This window comes from Streptomyces sp. WAC00040 (genome assembly GCF_056835925.1).
In genome coordinates, this window is record NZ_JAKQZE010000001.1 from 1,725,506 (window position 1) to 1,741,013 (window position 15,508).

Genomic DNA, 15,508 nt, shown 5'->3' on the forward strand with positions numbered 1-15,508 from the left:
AACCGCGGTGCCCCCGGCGGCAGTCGCCGCCGGGGGCACCGGCAGTTCCAGGTCATCAGAGAATCGACAGCGGTCCAGGCAGGGCCTGGGCACCGTCCTCGTCGATCAGTTCGGCGATCGCCGAGGCGTACTCGATGAGTTCGGGATGCCATCCCATGTACGCGGCGAAGTCGTGCGCGTGAGTGAAGATCCGCAGCACCGCGGCGCGCCCCACCGTCGCCGGGTCGTCCGGCGCACCGTACGCCCGGCAGAGCCCGGTGAGAGCGGCGTGGTAGTCGCGCGGGTCCATGACCAGGCCTGGTGTTCGGCGCAAGAGGGTCATCCGCCACTCCGCGAACTCTCCCAGCAGCCAGCCGAAGTCGAAGTCCGCCGGGCCGCGGGCGACATCCTCACCGATGAGCAGGCAGCCCTCTCCCGGCCGGCTCCCCGCGATGACCGATCCCAGGCTCGGGGCCCCGTGCAGGAAGACGCCGTCGGTGAGATCGGTGGCCAGTGACGCGCACCAGTCCTGCACCTGGCTCCACCGGCCGGAGCCGAGCTGTCGGCGGACCACGGTGTGGAAGGCCGTCGCGGCCCGTGGTCCCCTGCCTTGGAGCATCCAGGCAGCCAGCCGGGCCGGACCCGCCGGCCCGGACGTGGCCCGGGAACCGGGAACCGCGCAGTGGAGAAGGCGCAGGGCCGCTCCGGTGCCGGACAGGGCCGAGGTGACGAGCTGGGGCGTGAGGCGGGGATCGCTGCCGACACAGAGCTTCGCCACCGCGACGGGCCCCGGCACCCGGTAGTGCAGGGCGTCCGCGACCACTTCCGGGAGCGCCAGGCGCAGGTCCGGGAGTCGCAGAGCGCGGATCGCGTCGCGGACCGGCCGACCGGGAGGAGTCAGGGGTGACGGGCGGTCGGCGCCCGAGCGGCGGATCCACACATAGCCGTGATCGCCCTCGTGGATGGCCGTCCGGAGGAAGCCCGTGGTGAATTCCTCCACAGGAGGCGCGGTGGTGCCCGTCATGACCGGACCCCACGCTCGGCGGCGCCGGCCACCAGCCGCGCCCTGAGGTGTTCGAGGGTGGATATCACCTCGGGCAGCGGTGTGGCGACGGAGGCGTCCATCTGCCCGGTCGTCACGCTGAAGCCCGGTTGCGGGGCCACCAGGGCCACATTGGGACGCCGCTCCAGCGCCGCTACGTGCTGCTGGTAGGCGAACGATTCCACTCCGCCGGGCGGCAGCGCGGGGGCGACGGCGATGGGCGCCCGGGTGCACTGCAGGGCGAGCATGAGGGGCGTGTCCGCGACACCGAGCGCCAGGCGGCTGACGAAGTGGAACGTCGCCGGGTGAACCACGATCGCGTCCGGCCACTGCGCGAGTTCGACGTGACGCGCGCCGACTTCGGGCGACTCCGGCCACGCGTCCCGCAGCACCTCGTCGCCGGCGAATGCCGTCAACGCTGACCGCGTGACGAAACGTTCGGCGGACCTGGTGACCATCGTCCGCAACTCGACATCGGGATAAGCAGTCCGCAGCCAGTTGACCCACATCGGCATGAACATCACCCCGATGGCGCCGGTTCCCACGAAGAGCACCTTGCGGGCGCCGAAGGCCGGGGCCGGCCCTGCGGCCATCTTTGTCGCCTCAGCCATGGAGCCGGTCCTCGGCCGCGAGGATCTCCTGAAGGTCGGTCATGGTGGCGCCCAGCCCTTCCGTATGGATCACACCGGCCGGATTCAGCACGACCTCATCCACGCCCTTGAGCCGGTAGCGGTGGAGTTCAGCCGCGATCTCGTCGGGTGTACCGGACACGAACACCCCCGCCTCCACGAGGGCGTCCGCCCCCGCGTCGGGGTCATCGGCGTACGCCTGCACTCCCGCCCGGCGCAGCATGTCGGTGTAGTGGGCGGCGCTGAGATGCGCGCCCGCACCGCGGCGGGCCGCCAGGCGGATGTCACGGCCGGGCCGGGCGACCGCAACATGGACCACGGTCGCCACACGCGGTGCCTTGCGGCCCGCCTCCGCCGCGCCCTCGGCCAGCGAGGGCACGAGCGTGTCGGCGACATAGTCGGCGGGCGTCATCCAGGTGACAGCCACGTCGGCGACCGCGCCCGCCATCCGGGCCATCCTCGGGCGCAGTACGCCGAGGCCGAGTTCGACCGGCGGGGCGTCCAAGGGGATGAGCTGCGCATCGATGGAGTGGTACTCGCTCTCATGGCGCACCACCTTCCCGTCGAGCAGTTCCCGCATGGAGGTCATGTACTCGCGCATCGCGGTGAGCGGCTTGGCGTAGCGGGCCGGCAGCAGGGACTCCTGGAACTCCGGTGCGGCCGGGCCGATACCGGCCACGTACGGGGCTCCGGTGAGCGCGGCGACGGAGCGCGCCTGCACGGCGGCGTCGTAAGGATGCCGCAGGGGCGCGAGGGTCACTCCGCTGCCCATGGGGATGCGTAGGCCCATGCCCGCCAGAGTCGCGAAGAGCTGGTGCGTGTCCAGGCGCAGGGACTGCCCGAGCCACAGTCTTCCCGAGCCGCGGCGTTGCAGCAGCCGAGCGACAGGAAGGATCTGCCCCGTGGTCGTGGGCTGGATCGGGTACATGATGCTGGTCTTGTGCTTGGAGGCCATGGGGTCCATCCCTCAGTAGGAGCGTTGGCCGACGACTTCACGACGAGCCATCAGCCGGCTCCCGGACTCCCGGCGTGCGGAGTTGAGCAGGAGCCGCGGAGCGAGCAGGAGACCGAGCAGGGTCCAGGCGCCGAGAACACCGAAGGTCTCCCAGTGCTGCCAGCTCTGCGCGGTCTCGGCGACGAGCGCACTGTCGGGGAGCAGCGCCGAACGAATGCCCTGTGCGATCCATTTGAGCGGGAAGACCTGGCCGACGATCTGCAGCCACTGGGGCATGCTCGTGACGGGGAAGAAGATTCCCGAGACGAAGAGCAGCCCGAACATGGGGATCATGACCCAGGCCAGCGCCTGGCGCGGATTGGGCAGAACGGCGCCGATCGCAGCGCCGGTCAGGGCGAGGGCGACGAGGCCCAAGGTGATGACCCAGAGCAGGGTGCACCATTGGCCCGGACTCTGGGGGAACCCGGAATCGGTGAGGCCCGCGCCGCCGACAAGGAGGAGCACGGTGCTGAGAACGGCGATCGTGATGACCATCAGGGTCTTGGCCACGAGGTAGGCGAACATGCCGCCCGGCGTGCCGCGCAGACGCAGCAGCGTTCCGTCCTCGCGCTCCGTGGCCAACTGCTGCGGGAGCCAGACCATGGCGACCAGGAGGAGCAGCGACGCGACGCCCCCGGCGATCACCATCCGGGAGGAGGCCACCGAGCTGCCCGAAATGTTTCCCGTCTGCAAGGACGCGGCGAAGAGGAACATGGCCGGATTGCCCAGGTGCCCGAGATACTCGCGCGGAGTACGCATGGTCTGCCGCAGTTCGATTCTTCCCCGGTGCAGCCCCACCACGAGGGCCTGTCGGCTGATCACGCCTCCTCCTGACGGAGCATGCCCAGGTAGGTGTCTTCCAGCGTGGGCCGGCGCACCTCCAGGTCGGGGATGGGACCACCGAGCCGGGTGTGGAGCTCCCACACCAGACGGGAAGGGTCTTTGGTGCGCTGATGGCGCCGCTCATCGGCCTCCGACCAGCGGACCTCCGCATCGGCCTGGATCTCGGCTGCCAGCCGGGCAGGGGACCCCAAGGCGATGAGACGGCCCCCGACGAGCACCGCGATCCGGTCTGCCAGTCGTTCCGCCTCGGCGAGATCGTGGGTGGTGAGCAGGACGGTCATGCCTTCCACCGTGCTGAGACGTTCGACCAGCGTGTGGAAGTCGCGCCGCGCCTCCGGGTCGAATCCGGTGGTCGGTTCGTCGAGGAAGAGCAACTCGGGCCCACCGATGATGCCCAATGCGACATCCAGGCGCCTCCGCTGACCGCCCGACAGTTGCTGGCACTCCTGTCCGGCCTGCTCACTCAGCCCGACGGCGTCCAGCAGTTCCTGTGGGTCGCGGGGGTCGGGGTAATACCGTGCAAAGTGTTCGACCAGCTCCTGGACCCGCCACCGGGCGTGGTCGCGCCAGGACTGCATGACGATGCCCACCCGGGCCCGCCACGCGTCTCCGGCGTCCTCGGGGTCGGTCCCCAGCACGCTGACGTCGCCGCCGGAGCGACGGCGGAATCCTTCGAGGATCTCGATGGTGGTGCTCTTGCCCGCTCCGTTCGGGCCCAGCAACGCGAGCACCTCGCCGCGTCGCACATCGAGGTCCACGCCGTGGAGCACGTCGCGTGCCCCGTAACGCATCCGCAGATTGCGGATGCTGATCGCGGGAGGGCCTGGGTCGGAGGACGGCACCGCTACCGGCGGCGCTGCTGCGGGGATGACCATATCGCTGGACCCTAATCAGCAGATGATCTCCGCACACGCTCGCGGAGGAGGTTGGCCCAGGTTCCGGATGCGTTCGCCACCACGCGATTCATGGCTTCTGACCTGGTCAAACACGTCTTCGGGTAGCTGGGCGCCCAACTAACCGAGGTGGTTGCTTTCTTGGTGACGCGCCGGGGATCGGGTCGACGCCGGCCGGCACCGGCCGGCCGATGAGCCGGCCGTCGCCGGGCACGATGTCGTACCCGATCACGACCGTTGGCTGTGGCCTCTCGCAGTCACTAGCGGCGGGCGGTGCGTCTGTCGAATCGGCCGCCTACGCCTCCACTGCCCTTCAGCGTTGTGCCAAGGAGGGGTTTCGGGGTCCCGTCGAGTCGGTGAACCGACCGGACGTCGCTCGCGAAAGCAGTCCGGCGGGAACCGTTTCCCTACGCTGACCTGTACTTTCGCCGTTCTGCGGGGAGAACGGCGAAGCCTTGGACGGGTCGCGGCGGGCTCGCAAGTCGGGGCGCCGGCCCGGCGGGCTGGGCCATCCGAGTGTTGTTCATCAGAAGAACTGCGCAGTGGCGGCGTCGCTCCCCCACTTCTCGGAATGCGTACACATCATGAGGAAGGTATGTAAAGCGCTCAACCCGAAAGCGAGGGGTCATGGCCACCTTCAAGGTCAGGAATCTGTGGAACGCGTTCCTCACCGCGTTCTTTGCTCTGCTTGCCTCGGTGGGGTTCACCACCGCCGCCGCGACCGCCGCCACGGCACAGCCGGCGGCGCAGTCCCCCGAGGAGCCGGCCGACGCCGCCCGTCCGAAGGCGCTGCGCGCCACGGTGCCGGCTCAGACCAGGCGACAGGTCACATGGCCGGCGCCGACGGTGCGCGACCGGTCGCTGCCGCCCACGATGAAGCAGCGCATCAGCGCCGAGGCGCATGGATCGTCTCCCGCTGTGCGGCATCTGTCAGGGCGGCCCGACACGAACGGCGCGTATCCGCCGGCGCCCTACGCAGGCCCGTTCCGCGCCGCCGCATCGACCGGCGACTCCTCGGCATCCGCCCCTGTCCCCGCGGCGCCGTCCCGCGCAGCCTCCGCCCCCGCTGCCGCGACAGGGTCCGCCGCCCGCGTCGGGGAAGTCCCCTCGATGAGCACTTCGACCGGCGCCGACGCTCAGGCCGACAGCCGGACCGCTCCCTCGGCCGCCCCGTCCGCGGACTCCCCGGCCGGCGTCTCCGACGGTTCTTCGGCCGCAGCTCCGGTCGGCGCCTTTGTCGCCGCTCCGACCGGTGCGTCCGCCGCCTCCGCCGTGTCCGCCACCGCGTCCCGGCGAGCTCTCTCGGCCGTCCCCGCCGTGCATCCTGCGGACGCCCCCGAAGGCTCCGCGGTCGTCCTCACGGCCGACTTCGCTGCCGCGCGCGGTGACCAGGGTGACGGCCCCGCTCTCCTCGCAGCATGAGGCGCCGGGAGCGTTCTCCACTCCCGGCGCCCTACGCAAGACGGACAAGCCGTCAGCGGCGGTCCTCGTCGCCCGTCTCGGCCTCGTCCTGCTTCACCTGGACGTCAGGGTCCAGCCCGGCCTGGGTGCTGCCGTCGACCGACGTCAGCGGGGCGCGGTCGGAGACCTCCGTCGCAGCGGGCGGTTCCACCAGCCAGTCGGGATTGGCCTGCTTGTCCCACCACTTCCATGCGGCGAAAGCTCCGCCGGCGAGTACACCGAGGGCCACGAGACCCTTGGCGAGACGACCGGCCTTCGACCGCCGCTTGTGCTTCCTCACCAGCTTCTGAATCTCCTTGGCCGTCACCTGACCGCGCAGCGCGGCCAGAGCGGCAGCCGAACGGGCCGTAGCCTCCTCACGAACGGGCTGAGCCACGGCAATCACGTGCTCGACACGCGGGACGGTGTAGTCGGCCGCCTGACGAGCGGCCCTCCTGGCCTGTACCGCGGCGCGGCGCGCGGCCACATCGACTTTCGGCGGTACGTGTGGCGCGACACGACTGCCGTACTGAACTCGGGCCGCGGTAGCGGCCTGCGAAACCTTCGGCGCGAGCCGTACGCGGGCCTCGTGCGCATAGTGCGCGGCCTGGTCCTTGGCCGTGCCGGCGTAAGGCGCCACCACGTCCGCGGCGTGCAGCACGCTGTCCTTCGCCGTACCGGTCGCGGCGCGCACGCTGTCCATGCGGGTCACGGGATCCTCCTCCTCGGTGGCGTTCTGAGGGTGACCGGGGTTGTCCCCAGTTGGGGTACAGTCCCGCCTTTCCACCCGATTGAAAATCATGCCCGTTGAACGCCGCCCCGGCATGCGGGGCGGGCATCCGGGTCATGCCGGGAGCTTGTGGACGACGATGCCACGGTTCCACCCAAAGCGTGCCGCTCGGGCGACGACCCGGCGGCCTTTCTCCGTGAGTGGCTCTTCCGTGCAAGGATCGGGAGACGTCAGAGAAGACTTACGGAAGGCAGATCGTGGCCGAGCAGCTTTACGCCACCCTGAAGACCAACCAAGGCGACATCGAGATCCGGCTTCTGCCGAACCACGCGCCCAAGACGGTCAAGAACTTCGTCGAGCTCGCGCAGGGCAAGAGGGAGTGGATCAATCCGGCGACCGGCAAGAAGTCGACGGACAGGTTGTACGACGGCACGGTCTTCCACCGCGTGATCAGCGGCTTCATGATCCAGGGCGGCGACCCGCTGGGCAACGGCACCGGCGGTCCGGGCTACGAGTTCGCGGACGAGTTCCACCCGGACCTGGCCTTCGACAAGCCGTACCTGCTGGCCATGGCCAACGCCGGCCCGGGGACCAACGGTTCCCAGTTCTTCATCACCGTCGCCCCGACCGCCTGGCTGACGCGCAAGCACACCATTTTCGGTGAGGTCAGCACCGATGCCGGCAAGAAGGTCGTCGACGCGATCGTGAACACTCAGACGAACCCGCGCACCGACCGGCCCGTCAACGACGTCGTGATCGAGTCCGTCGTCGTCGAGACGCGCTGACGCCCGCCGCAGGCGCTTTTCCGCAGGGGAACCTTTGCGCCCCGTCCATCCGTAAGGATGGGCGGGGCGACGTCGTGAGCCCCAGATTGGTGAGGTGATCCCATGGACCAGGCGCCAGGCGGTCCGCAGGAGCCGGGGGACGTCCACGGCCTGCGCAACTGCTACCGCCACCCCGGCCGCGAGACGGGCATCACGTGCACCCGCTGCGAGCGGCCCATCTGCACGGACTGCATGGTCGACGCATCCGTCGGCTTCCACTGCCCGGAGTGCGTCCGCACCGGTTCCGGTACCGGGCACCACCCGAACGCGACCCGGCCGCGGACCATCGCCGGTGGTGCGATTGCCGCCGACCCACGGCTGATCACGAAGATCATCCTCGCCCTCAACATCGCCATGTTCGGTCTGGCGCTCGGGCTCGAGGACCAGTTCGTCAACCGGTTCACGATGATCGGCTACTGGTACGACCGGAGCCTCGGGGAGGTCGTGGGCGTCGCGGACGGTGAGTGGTACCGCCTGGCCACGGCGATGTTCCTGCACGAGGAAACCTGGCACATCTTCTTCAACATGCTGCTGCTGTGGTGGCTGGGCGGTCCGCTGGAGGAGGCGCTCGGGCGGGTGCGCTACCTCGCGCTCTATCTGATCTCGGGCCTGGCCGGCAGCGCCTTCACGTATCTGATCGAGATGCCGGCGCAGGGGTCGCTGGGCGCCTCCGGCGCGATCTACGGCCTGCTCGGCGCCACCGTGGTGCTGATGCGCAGGCTGCGGCAGGACCTGCGTCCGATCATGGTGCTCATCGCGATCAACCTGGTCATCACGTTCTTCTGGGCGGGCATCGCCTGGCAGGCGCACATCGGCGGCCTGATCGCCGGAGTCGTGATCGCGTACGGCCTGGTGCACGCACCGCAGGGAAAGCGCCGCAGCGCCGTACAGTTCGCTGTCTGCGCGGCGGTCGTGCTCCTCAGTGCCGTCGCGGTCGTGGCCAGGACCGCCGCCATCACATGACCTGACAGCAACGGGAGCGGAGCTTTCCCCAGAGTTGTCCACAGCGTGTGGCGGATCTTGTGCATCGTGTGTGGAACTAGCGTGCCCCTTGTCCCTGACCTGGTTTTTTCCAGGAGGAGCAAGGGGCTGATCGCTTCACCGGCCTGGCGGGCGCAGTCACATCGGCGTCAACGGGCCGAGAGTTATCCACAGATCTTCTGACCTTTTCCCCGGCCTGTGGAAAACGGTGTGGACAACTGGGGACGCGGTCCGTGCGCCCGGCTGCGGGACAGCTACTTCCACTGGGTCGAGACGCCGAACCCCGCAGCGATGAACCCGAAGCCGGCAACGATGTTCCAGTTGCCGAAGCTCTTGATCGGCAGGCTGCCCTCGGTCACGTAGAACAGGACGATCCAGGCGAGCCCGATCAGGAACAGGGCGAGCATCACCGGCGCGACCCAGCTGCGGTTGGTGAGCTTTATCGTCGCCGCCTGCTTCGCGGCCGGAGGCGGCGTGAAGTCGGCCTTCTTGCGGATACGTGACTTCGGCACGAGGGACTCTCCTGTCGATGCGCTGCGTTACCGCGCAGGGAACTGTGGCTGGCGCCGGGGCCGGAGCCAGGGGGGCCACTGCCGCCCCCGGGCGTCCGTTAGCGTAGTGCTTCCGCGGCGTCGAAGGAGATAAGGGTACGTTGAGCAATTCCGCCGACTCTCCGCAAGGCCCCGTTCGCCGCTCGCAGTGGCGACCGGTCCGGCTGCTGACGGCTGCCGTTTTCGCCCTCGCGGGACTGATCTTCGTGACCAGCTTCAACACCGCCAAGGGTACGGACCTGCGCACGGACGATTCCCTGCTGAGGCTCTCCGACCTGATCAAGCAGCGCAGCGAGAAGAACGGCGACCTCGAGGAGTCCACCTCGGCCGTGCGCGGCGACGTGGACGCCCTCGCGAAGCGCGACGACGGCTCCACGGAGGCCGAGGACGCGAAGCTGGCGGCGCTGGAGAAATCGGCGGGTACCGAGCCCCTCAAGGGCAGCGCCCTGACCGTCACCCTCGACGACGCACCGCCGGACGCCCGTGCCGCGCCCGGCTACCCCGAGCCGCAGGCCAACGATCTGGTCATCCACCAGCAGGACCTCCAGGCCGTCGTCAACGCCCTTTGGCAAGGCGGCGCCAAGGGCATCCGCGTCATGGACCAGCGGCTCATCTCCACCAGCGCCGTGCGCTGCGTGGGCAACACGCTGATCCTCCAGGGCCGGGTCTACTCACCGCCCTACAAGATCACCGCCGTCGGCGACCAGGACCTTCTCAAGAAGGCGCTCGCCGACTCTCCCGCGATCAAGAACTACCAGCTGTACGTGGAGGCCTACGGCCTCGGCTGGAAGGTCGACGAGAACGAGGCCGTGACTCTCCCCGGCTACTCCGGCACAGTGGATCTGCACTACGCGAAACCCGTCGGGTAGGCCTTCCTTCGGCGCTTGGGGGAGCCGGTGTCGATATCGGTGCGTGCGCTCGTGAGGACCTTCAGTGAGCTGTGCATCACCATCGGCGCCTTGATCGTGCTGTTCGTCGTCCATCTGCTGTTCTGGACCGGGCTCGAGGCCGACAGGGCCACGGCCGGCGAGATCGGCAGACTGCGGGCCCACTGGGCGGCGAAGGCGCCCGAGCCCGGTGGCGCACCAGCACCCCGCCCCACGACCGCGGCGTACGAGCCGGGTGAGTCCTTCGCGGTCATGTACATCCCCCGGTTCGGCAAGAACTGGGACCGGCCGGTCCTTGAGGGCACGGGGCCGGGAGTGCTCAAGAAGGGGCTCGGGCACTACGCCTCCACGGGCACGCTCGGAGCCACGGGCAACTTCGCGGTCGCGGGCCACCGCCGAACGCACGGAGACCCGTTCAAGGATTTTCCGCAGCTTCGTCCCGGTGACGAGGTGGTGCTCACCGACGGTACGACCTGGTTCACCTACCGCATCGCGAACCGGCCCCACAGGACCGTTCCCGGGGACATCGGCGTGATCGAACCGGTGCCCCGTCCATTGAGGCGGGAAGCGGCCCCCTTCGACGAGCCGGGGCGCTATCTGACACTCACCACGTGCGAGCCGGAGTGGGGCAGCAGCCACCGTCTCGTCGTCTGGGCGGACCTCGATGCGACCCACCCTGTGACCGAAGGCAAACCACCGGCTTTGCGCAGCTGACCCACACGCCTCCCCGGCCCTTTAGTCTGGTGCCGTACCGAACGGAAAGGGACGGCATGTACGGCTGGATCTGGCGGCATCTGCCGGGCAACGCGTGGGTGCGGGCGGCTCTCTCGCTCGTGCTCGTCCTGGCGGTCGTCTACGTGCTGTTCCAGTACGTCTTCCCGTGGGCCGAACCGTTGCTCCCGTTCGGCGACGTGACGGTCGACGGAGAGGGAGCAGCCCGGTGAGCGCGCGCATTCTCGTCGTCGACAACTACGACAGCTTCGTCTTCAACCTCGTCCAGTACCTGTACCAGCTCGGCGCGGAGTGCGAGGTCGTGCGCAACGACGAGGTCGCCCTCGAGCACGCGCAGGACGGCTTCGACGGGGTGCTGCTGTCACCCGGTCCCGGCGCTCCCGAAGAGGCCGGCGTGTGCATCGACATGGTGCGGCACTGCGCGGCCACGGGTGTGCCCGTGTTCGGCGTGTGCCTTGGCATGCAGTCGATGGCCGTCGCGTACGGCGGGGTGGTGGACCGTGCCCCGGAGCTGCTGCACGGCAAGACCTCGCCGGTCACGCACGAGGGCACGGGCGTCTTCACGGGCCTGCCGTCGCCCTTCATCGCGACCCGCTATCACTCGCTGGCCGCGGAGCCGGCGCGGTTCCCGGCCGAACTCGAAGTGACGGCCCGTACGGCGGACGGCATCATCATGGGGCTGCGCCACCGTGAACTGCCGGTCGAGGGCGTGCAGTTCCACCCGGAGTCGGTTCTCACCGAGCACGGCCATCGGATGCTCGCCAACTGGCTGGAGCAGTGCGGCGACGCCGGGGCGGTCGGGCGTTCGGCGGGACTCGCACCGGTGGTGGGCAAGGCTCTGGCGTGAGCGCCGTGCGCCCCGGGCACGAGCACGAATACGAGTACGAGGGCCGGTACGGGTACGGCCCCGAGGGGCAGAGCGGTCCCGCGTACGACCCGTTGACGGATCCCGTCCCTCCCGACCGGCAGGGCTCGCCGTGGTTCCGTGCGGCGAACATCCCACCGACAGCGGACAACGCGGCGCAGGACTTCGGCGCCTCCGACATGGCGGCACCGGCCGGGCCGCAGCGGCAGGAGCCGGAGCCGCAGGAGTGGTCGGCGCTCCAGCAGCCCCTGAGCGCCACGCAGGAGCCCCTGCACGACTGGTACGCGGCCGGGGACGCGGCGGACCCTGTCACGGTCTCCTTGCCGGCACAGGGGCCGGCGCCGGGCCAGGAGCAACGGCGAACTCCCGTGTCGGACCCGATTCCTGTGCCCGACGACGAGACGGTGGCCCTGCGCACGTCCGACACCCGCCGCGCGGCGGAGACACCACCGGGTCCGGGGCGGGCCGAGCGGCGCCGCGCCGCCAGGAACCGCGGTCGCAGACGGGCCACCGCCGCGCCGGCCGCGGCACCGGCGGCCGGGGAGCCGGGAAAGCCGCTGTCCCGTGTCGAGGCCCGGCGCGCGGCGCGTGCCGCGAAGGACAGTCCGGCGGTCATCGCCAGCCGTGCCATCGGTGAACTGTTCATCACCTTCGGCGTGTTGATGCTGCTGTTCGTCACCTACCAGCTGTGGTGGACGAACGTGCTCGCCGGACAACAGGCCGACAAGGCGGCGAACAAGATCCAGGACGACTGGGCGAACGGCCGCAAGCCCGACGCGTTCGAGCCGGGTCAGGGATTCGCCATCATGTACATCCCCAAGCTGGACGTCGTCGTGCCGATCGCGGAGGGCATCGACAAGCAGAGCGTGCTCGACCGGGGCATGGTCGGCCACTACGGCGAGGGAAAGCTCAAGACGGCGATGCCCGAGGACAAGCAGGGCAACTTCGCCGTCGCGGGCCACCGCAACACCCACGGCGAACCGTTCCGGTACATCAACCGCCTCGAGCGCGGAGATCCGATCGTCGTCGAGACGCAGGACACGTACTACACGTACGAGATGGCGAGCATCCTTCCGCAGACCTCGCCGTCGAACGTGAGCGTGATCAGCCCTGTACCGGAGCAGTCCGGATTCAAGGAGCCCGGCCGCTACATCACATTGACGACCTGCACCCCCGAATTCACGAGTACATACCGAATGATCGTGTGGGGCAAGATGGTCGAGGAACGGCCGCGCAGCAAGGGCAAACCCGACGCGCTCGTCGGCTGAGACACCTCAAGACAGGGAACAGGTGCAGTGGCACGTGCACGAGGCCGGATCGCCGGCACCATCAGCGTCTTCGGCGAGCTGCTGATCACCGCGGGTGTGGTGCTGGGGCTCTTCGTCGTCTACTCGCTGTGGTGGACCAACCTTCTGGCCGACCGTGAGTCGTCCAGGCAGGGCGACCGGATCCGGGACGACTGGGCGAACAGCGGCCCCGGCGCGCTGGACACCAAGGACGGCATCGGCTTCCTCCACGTACCCGCGATGGGCGACGACGAGGTCCTGGTGAAGAAAGGCACGAACACCAAGGAACTCAACAACGGCATCGCCGGCTACTACACCGAGCCGATCAAGTCGGCCCTCCCTTGGGACGACAAGGGCAACTTCACACTGGCCGCGCACAGGGACGGGCACGGAGCCAAGTTCCACAACATCCACAAGATCAAGAACGGTGATCCGGTCGTCTTCGAGACCAAGGACACCTGGTACGTCTACAAGGTGTACAAGACGCTGCCGCAGACGTCGAAGTACAACGTGGAAGTGCTGCAGCCGGTCCCGAAGGAGTCCGGGAAGACCAAGCCGGGCAGGTACATCACGCTGACGACGTGCACGCCGATCTACACCTCGGACTACCGGTACATCGTGTGGGGCGAACTGGAGCGTACGGAGAAGGTGGACGGGAAGCGCACACCGCCGGCGGAGCTGCGCTGACTGTCCACCGCCCCGGACACGGGTGAGCCCCGGCACCTCGAAGGTGCCGGGGCTCACTGCTTGCCGTTCGCGGAGGAGGGGATCAGTCCTCGCCGCCGATGCCGCCGAAGAAGCCGCCGCCGTCGTTGCCGCCGTTACCGTTGCCGCCGTTGCCGCCGTCACCGCCGATCGTCGCGAGGACGATCGTGGTGGTGGCCGGGTCGGCGGGAGTGCCCGGGGGCGGGTTGGAGCCGGTGACGATCGCGTTGTCGTCCCCCGGGTTGCCGGGCGCGATCTGGACGTTGGTGAATCCGGCCTGGGCGAGGATCTGCTTCGCCTCGGCCACCGTCCTCGTCCGGAACTCAGGGACCGGAACCTGCGTCTGCTGCGGGCCCTTGGAGACCTGGAGCGTGACCTTGCTGCCCTTGGCGACCTTGCCGGGCTGCGGGTCCTGGGCGACGACCTGGTTGGCCGGCTTGTCCGAGTCGACGTCGACCCTCACGACCTCGAACCCGAGCAACTCGAGCTGGTTCTTCGCCGGTTCGAACTGCTGGTCGACGACGTTGGGCAGGTCCCGCTTGGCCTGCTTGGCGACGGTCAGCGTCACCGTCGCGCCGGTCTCGGCCATGGAGCGGCCTTCGGGAGTCTGCTCGAGGACCGTGCCGGGGTCCTCGTCCGCGGACTCGACCTCCTTGGTCTCGACCTTGAACTTCTCGGCCTCGAGGATCTCGGTCGCGGACTCGACGTCCTTGTCCACGACGTCCGGGACCTTGACCTTGGGGGCGCCCTCGGAGACGACCACCTGGATCGTCTCGCCCTCGTTCATCTTCCCGGGGGGCGCAGGGTCCTGGGAGCAGATGCTGCCCTTCGGCTGCTCGCACCGTGCGGTGCCGGCCTGCGAGACCTCCACCTTGGAGTTCTCGGCCGCTCTTTGGGCGTCGGCCATCGAAAGACCCACCAGCCGCGGCACGTCCACCTCGCCGCCGCCACCCGTGCTGCCGAAGATGGACTTGCCGATCAGCACCGCGCCGACCAGCACCAGGATGCCCGCGAGCACCAGCAGGATCGTCGAGGTGTTGGACTTCTTCTGGCGCCGGCGGTCCGGACGGTCGTCGTAGGCGCCGAAGCCGCCGTCGTCCGGGTTCATGGGCGGCAGCATCGACGTCTGGCCGGCCGGGTCCGCCTGACGCAGGGCCGTGGTCTGCTGGTCGTCCCCGTAACCGCCGCCGTAGCCGACCGCACCCATCGCGGCCGTGGCCGCGACCGGCTGGCCGTCGAGGCACGCCTCGATGTCCGCGCGCATCTCGTCCGCGGACTGGTAGCGGTAGTCCGGGTCCTTGACGAGCGCCTTCAACACGATCGCGTCCATCTCGGGCGTGATCTCGGGGTCGAAGTTGCTCGGCGGCTGCGGCTCCTCCCGAACGTGCTGATAGGCCACGGCCACCGGGGAGTCACCCACGAAGGGGGGACGCACGGTGAGGAGCTCGTAGAGCAGGCAGCCGGTGGAGTAGAGGTCCGAGCGGGCGTCGACCTGCTCGCCCTTGGCCTGCTCCGGGGAGAGGTACTGGGCGGTGCCGATGACGGCGGCCGTCTGCGTCATGGTCATACCGGAGTCGCCCATGGCCCGGGCGATGCCGAAGTCCATGACCTTGACCTGCCCGGTGCGCGTCAGCATGACGTTCGCGGGCTTGATGTCGCGGTGGACGATCCCGGCGCGGTGCGAGTACTCCAGCGCCTGGAGGATACCCACGGTCATCTCGAGCGTGCGTTCCGGCAGCAGCTTGCGGCCGGAGTGAAGCAGCTCACGCAGCGTGGAGCCGTCGACGTACTCCATGACGATGTACGGGATCGAGACCCCGGACCCGCCGGCGGCGCCGTCGTACACCATGTCCTCGCCGGTGTCGTAGACAGCGACGATCGCGGGGTGGTTGAGCGAGGCGGCAGACTGGGCCTCACGGCGGAACCGGGCCTGGAAGGACGGGTCGCGGGCGAGGTCGGCCCGCAGCGTCTTCACGGCGACAGTGCGGCCGAGCCGGGTGTCGTGAGCGAGGTAGACCTCGGCCATGCCACCACGGCCGAGCACCGAGCCCAGTTCATACCGGCCGCCGAGGCGACGCGGCTCTTCCATAACTGTTCCAGCCCTCTCCGTCAGTCCCGACCGCACCC

17 protein-coding genes are annotated in these 15,508 nt (G+C 69.3%); 9 read left to right on the forward strand and 8 right to left on the reverse strand.

Going from position 1 to position 15,508, the window contains the following annotated elements; all coding sequences use genetic code 11:
- Nucleotides 1-55: 55 nt before the first annotated feature.
- The 5 genes from MDN94_RS07950 to MDN94_RS07970 are packed head-to-tail and all read right to left on the reverse strand — an operon-like array spanning nt 56 to nt 4,278.
- Nucleotides 56-1,003, reverse strand: coding sequence for a hypothetical protein (locus MDN94_RS07950; RefSeq protein ID WP_482725188.1), 948 nt, complete (start codon nt 1,001-1,003; stop codon nt 56-58).
- A complete protein-coding gene (locus MDN94_RS07955; RefSeq protein WP_482725189.1) occupies nt 1,000-1,632 on the reverse strand; it encodes a flavoprotein in 633 nt (210 codons plus the stop codon). Before MDN94_RS07955 ends, MDN94_RS07950 begins: the two co-directional genes overlap by 4 nt.
- Nucleotides 1,625-2,605, reverse strand: a complete 981-nt coding sequence (locus MDN94_RS07960; RefSeq protein ID WP_482725190.1) for an LLM class flavin-dependent oxidoreductase — start codon at nt 2,603-2,605, stop codon at nt 1,625-1,627. The genes MDN94_RS07955 and MDN94_RS07960 overlap by 8 nt, the downstream gene beginning before the upstream one ends.
- A gap of 12 nt (nt 2,606-2,617) precedes the next feature.
- A complete protein-coding gene (locus tag MDN94_RS07965) occupies nt 2,618-3,466 on the reverse strand; it encodes an ABC transporter permease (RefSeq protein WP_482725191.1) in 849 nt (282 codons plus the stop codon).
- Complete coding sequence (locus MDN94_RS07970) at nt 3,463-4,278, reverse strand: ABC transporter ATP-binding protein (protein WP_482727031.1); 816 nt, start codon at nt 4,276-4,278, stop codon at nt 3,463-3,465. Before MDN94_RS07970 ends, MDN94_RS07965 begins: the two co-directional genes overlap by 4 nt.
- A gap of 729 nt (nt 4,279-5,007) precedes the next feature.
- On the opposite strand from MDN94_RS07970, the gene MDN94_RS07975 reads away from it, so the two are divergent.
- Nucleotides 5,008-5,802, forward strand: a complete 795-nt coding sequence (locus MDN94_RS07975; protein WP_482725192.1) for a DUF6344 domain-containing protein — start codon at nt 5,008-5,010, stop codon at nt 5,800-5,802.
- 52 nt (nt 5,803-5,854) lie between these two features.
- On the opposite strand, the gene MDN94_RS07980 is transcribed toward MDN94_RS07975, so the two are convergent.
- The gene (locus MDN94_RS07980; protein ID WP_482725193.1) at nt 5,855-6,532 is read right to left on the reverse strand and encodes a DUF5324 family protein; all 678 of its coding nucleotides are present in this window, start codon (nt 6,530-6,532) and stop codon (nt 5,855-5,857) included.
- Nucleotides 6,533-6,807: 275 nt separating this feature from the next.
- Between MDN94_RS07980 and MDN94_RS07985 the strand changes: the two genes are divergently transcribed.
- Together MDN94_RS07985 and MDN94_RS07990 are read left to right on the forward strand one after the other, a co-directional pair.
- The gene (locus MDN94_RS07985) at nt 6,808-7,335 is read left to right on the forward strand and encodes a peptidylprolyl isomerase (RefSeq protein WP_482725194.1); all 528 of its coding nucleotides are present in this window, start codon (nt 6,808-6,810) and stop codon (nt 7,333-7,335) included.
- 102 nt (nt 7,336-7,437) lie between these two features.
- Complete coding sequence (locus MDN94_RS07990) at nt 7,438-8,337, forward strand: rhomboid family intramembrane serine protease (RefSeq protein WP_482725195.1); 900 nt, start codon at nt 7,438-7,440, stop codon at nt 8,335-8,337.
- A gap of 272 nt (nt 8,338-8,609) precedes the next feature.
- Here the strand turns inward: MDN94_RS07990 and crgA are convergent, their stop codons facing one another.
- Nucleotides 8,610-8,867 carry a cell division protein CrgA gene (gene crgA, locus MDN94_RS07995; RefSeq protein ID WP_441263362.1) on the reverse strand — a complete coding sequence of 86 codons (258 nt, stop codon included), beginning with the start codon at nt 8,865-8,867 and terminating at the stop codon, nt 8,610-8,612.
- Between the two features lie 140 nt (nt 8,868-9,007).
- On the opposite strand from crgA, the gene MDN94_RS08000 reads away from it, so the two are divergent.
- From MDN94_RS08000 to MDN94_RS08025, 6 genes are read left to right on the forward strand one after another with little or no spacing between them, the layout of a single operon-like run.
- Nucleotides 9,008-9,775 (forward strand): DUF881 domain-containing protein, encoded by a 768-nt coding sequence (locus MDN94_RS08000; protein WP_482725196.1) that lies wholly within the window; start codon nt 9,008-9,010, stop codon nt 9,773-9,775.
- 33 nt (nt 9,776-9,808) lie between these two features.
- On the forward strand, nt 9,809-10,507 hold the full coding sequence (locus MDN94_RS08005) for a class E sortase (protein WP_482727032.1): 699 nt from the start codon (nt 9,809-9,811) through the stop codon (nt 10,505-10,507).
- 56 nt (nt 10,508-10,563) lie between these two features.
- On the forward strand, nt 10,564-10,737 hold the full coding sequence (locus MDN94_RS08010) for a hypothetical protein (RefSeq protein ID WP_159689746.1): 174 nt from the start codon (nt 10,564-10,566) through the stop codon (nt 10,735-10,737).
- Nucleotides 10,734-11,372: an aminodeoxychorismate/anthranilate synthase component II gene (locus MDN94_RS08015; protein WP_441263364.1), complete on the forward strand. Its 639-nt coding sequence runs from the start codon at nt 10,734-10,736 to the stop codon at nt 11,370-11,372. Before MDN94_RS08010 ends, MDN94_RS08015 begins: the two co-directional genes overlap by 4 nt.
- A complete protein-coding gene (locus tag MDN94_RS08020; protein WP_482725197.1) occupies nt 11,369-12,658 on the forward strand; it encodes a class E sortase in 1,290 nt (429 codons plus the stop codon). Before MDN94_RS08015 ends, MDN94_RS08020 begins: the two co-directional genes overlap by 4 nt.
- A gap of 27 nt (nt 12,659-12,685) precedes the next feature.
- On the forward strand, nt 12,686-13,363 hold the full coding sequence (locus MDN94_RS08025; RefSeq protein WP_482725198.1) for a class E sortase: 678 nt from the start codon (nt 12,686-12,688) through the stop codon (nt 13,361-13,363).
- 82 nt (nt 13,364-13,445) lie between these two features.
- Here MDN94_RS08025 and pknB read toward each other — a convergent pair whose 3' ends face one another.
- Nucleotides 13,446-15,470: a Stk1 family PASTA domain-containing Ser/Thr kinase gene (gene pknB / locus MDN94_RS08030; protein ID WP_482725199.1), complete on the reverse strand. Its 2,025-nt coding sequence runs from the start codon at nt 15,468-15,470 to the stop codon at nt 13,446-13,448.
- Between the last annotated feature and the right edge of the window lie 38 nt (nt 15,471-15,508).

Coding starts and splice junctions, on each gene's coding strand:
- MDN94_RS07950 (WP_482725188.1), bottom strand. CDS start 1,003: ATGACGGGCACCACCGCGCCTCCTGTGGAGGAATTCACCACGGGCTTC.
- MDN94_RS07955 (WP_482725189.1), bottom strand. CDS start 1,632: ATGGCTGAGGCGACAAAGATGGCCGCAGGGCCGGCCCCGGCCTTCGGC.
- MDN94_RS07960 (WP_482725190.1), bottom strand. CDS start 2,605: ATGGCCTCCAAGCACAAGACCAGCATCATGTACCCGATCCAGCCCACG.
- MDN94_RS07970 (WP_482727031.1), bottom strand. CDS start 4,278: ATGCGTTACGGGGCACGCGACGTGCTCCACGGCGTGGACCTCGATGTG.
- MDN94_RS07975 (WP_482725192.1), top strand. CDS start 5,008: ATGGCCACCTTCAAGGTCAGGAATCTGTGGAACGCGTTCCTCACCGCG.
- MDN94_RS07990 (WP_482725195.1), top strand. CDS start 7,438: ATGGACCAGGCGCCAGGCGGTCCGCAGGAGCCGGGGGACGTCCACGGC.
- MDN94_RS08010 (WP_159689746.1), top strand. CDS start 10,564: ATGTACGGCTGGATCTGGCGGCATCTGCCGGGCAACGCGTGGGTGCGG.
- pknB (WP_482725199.1), bottom strand. CDS start 15,470: ATGGAAGAGCCGCGTCGCCTCGGCGGCCGGTATGAACTGGGCTCGGTG.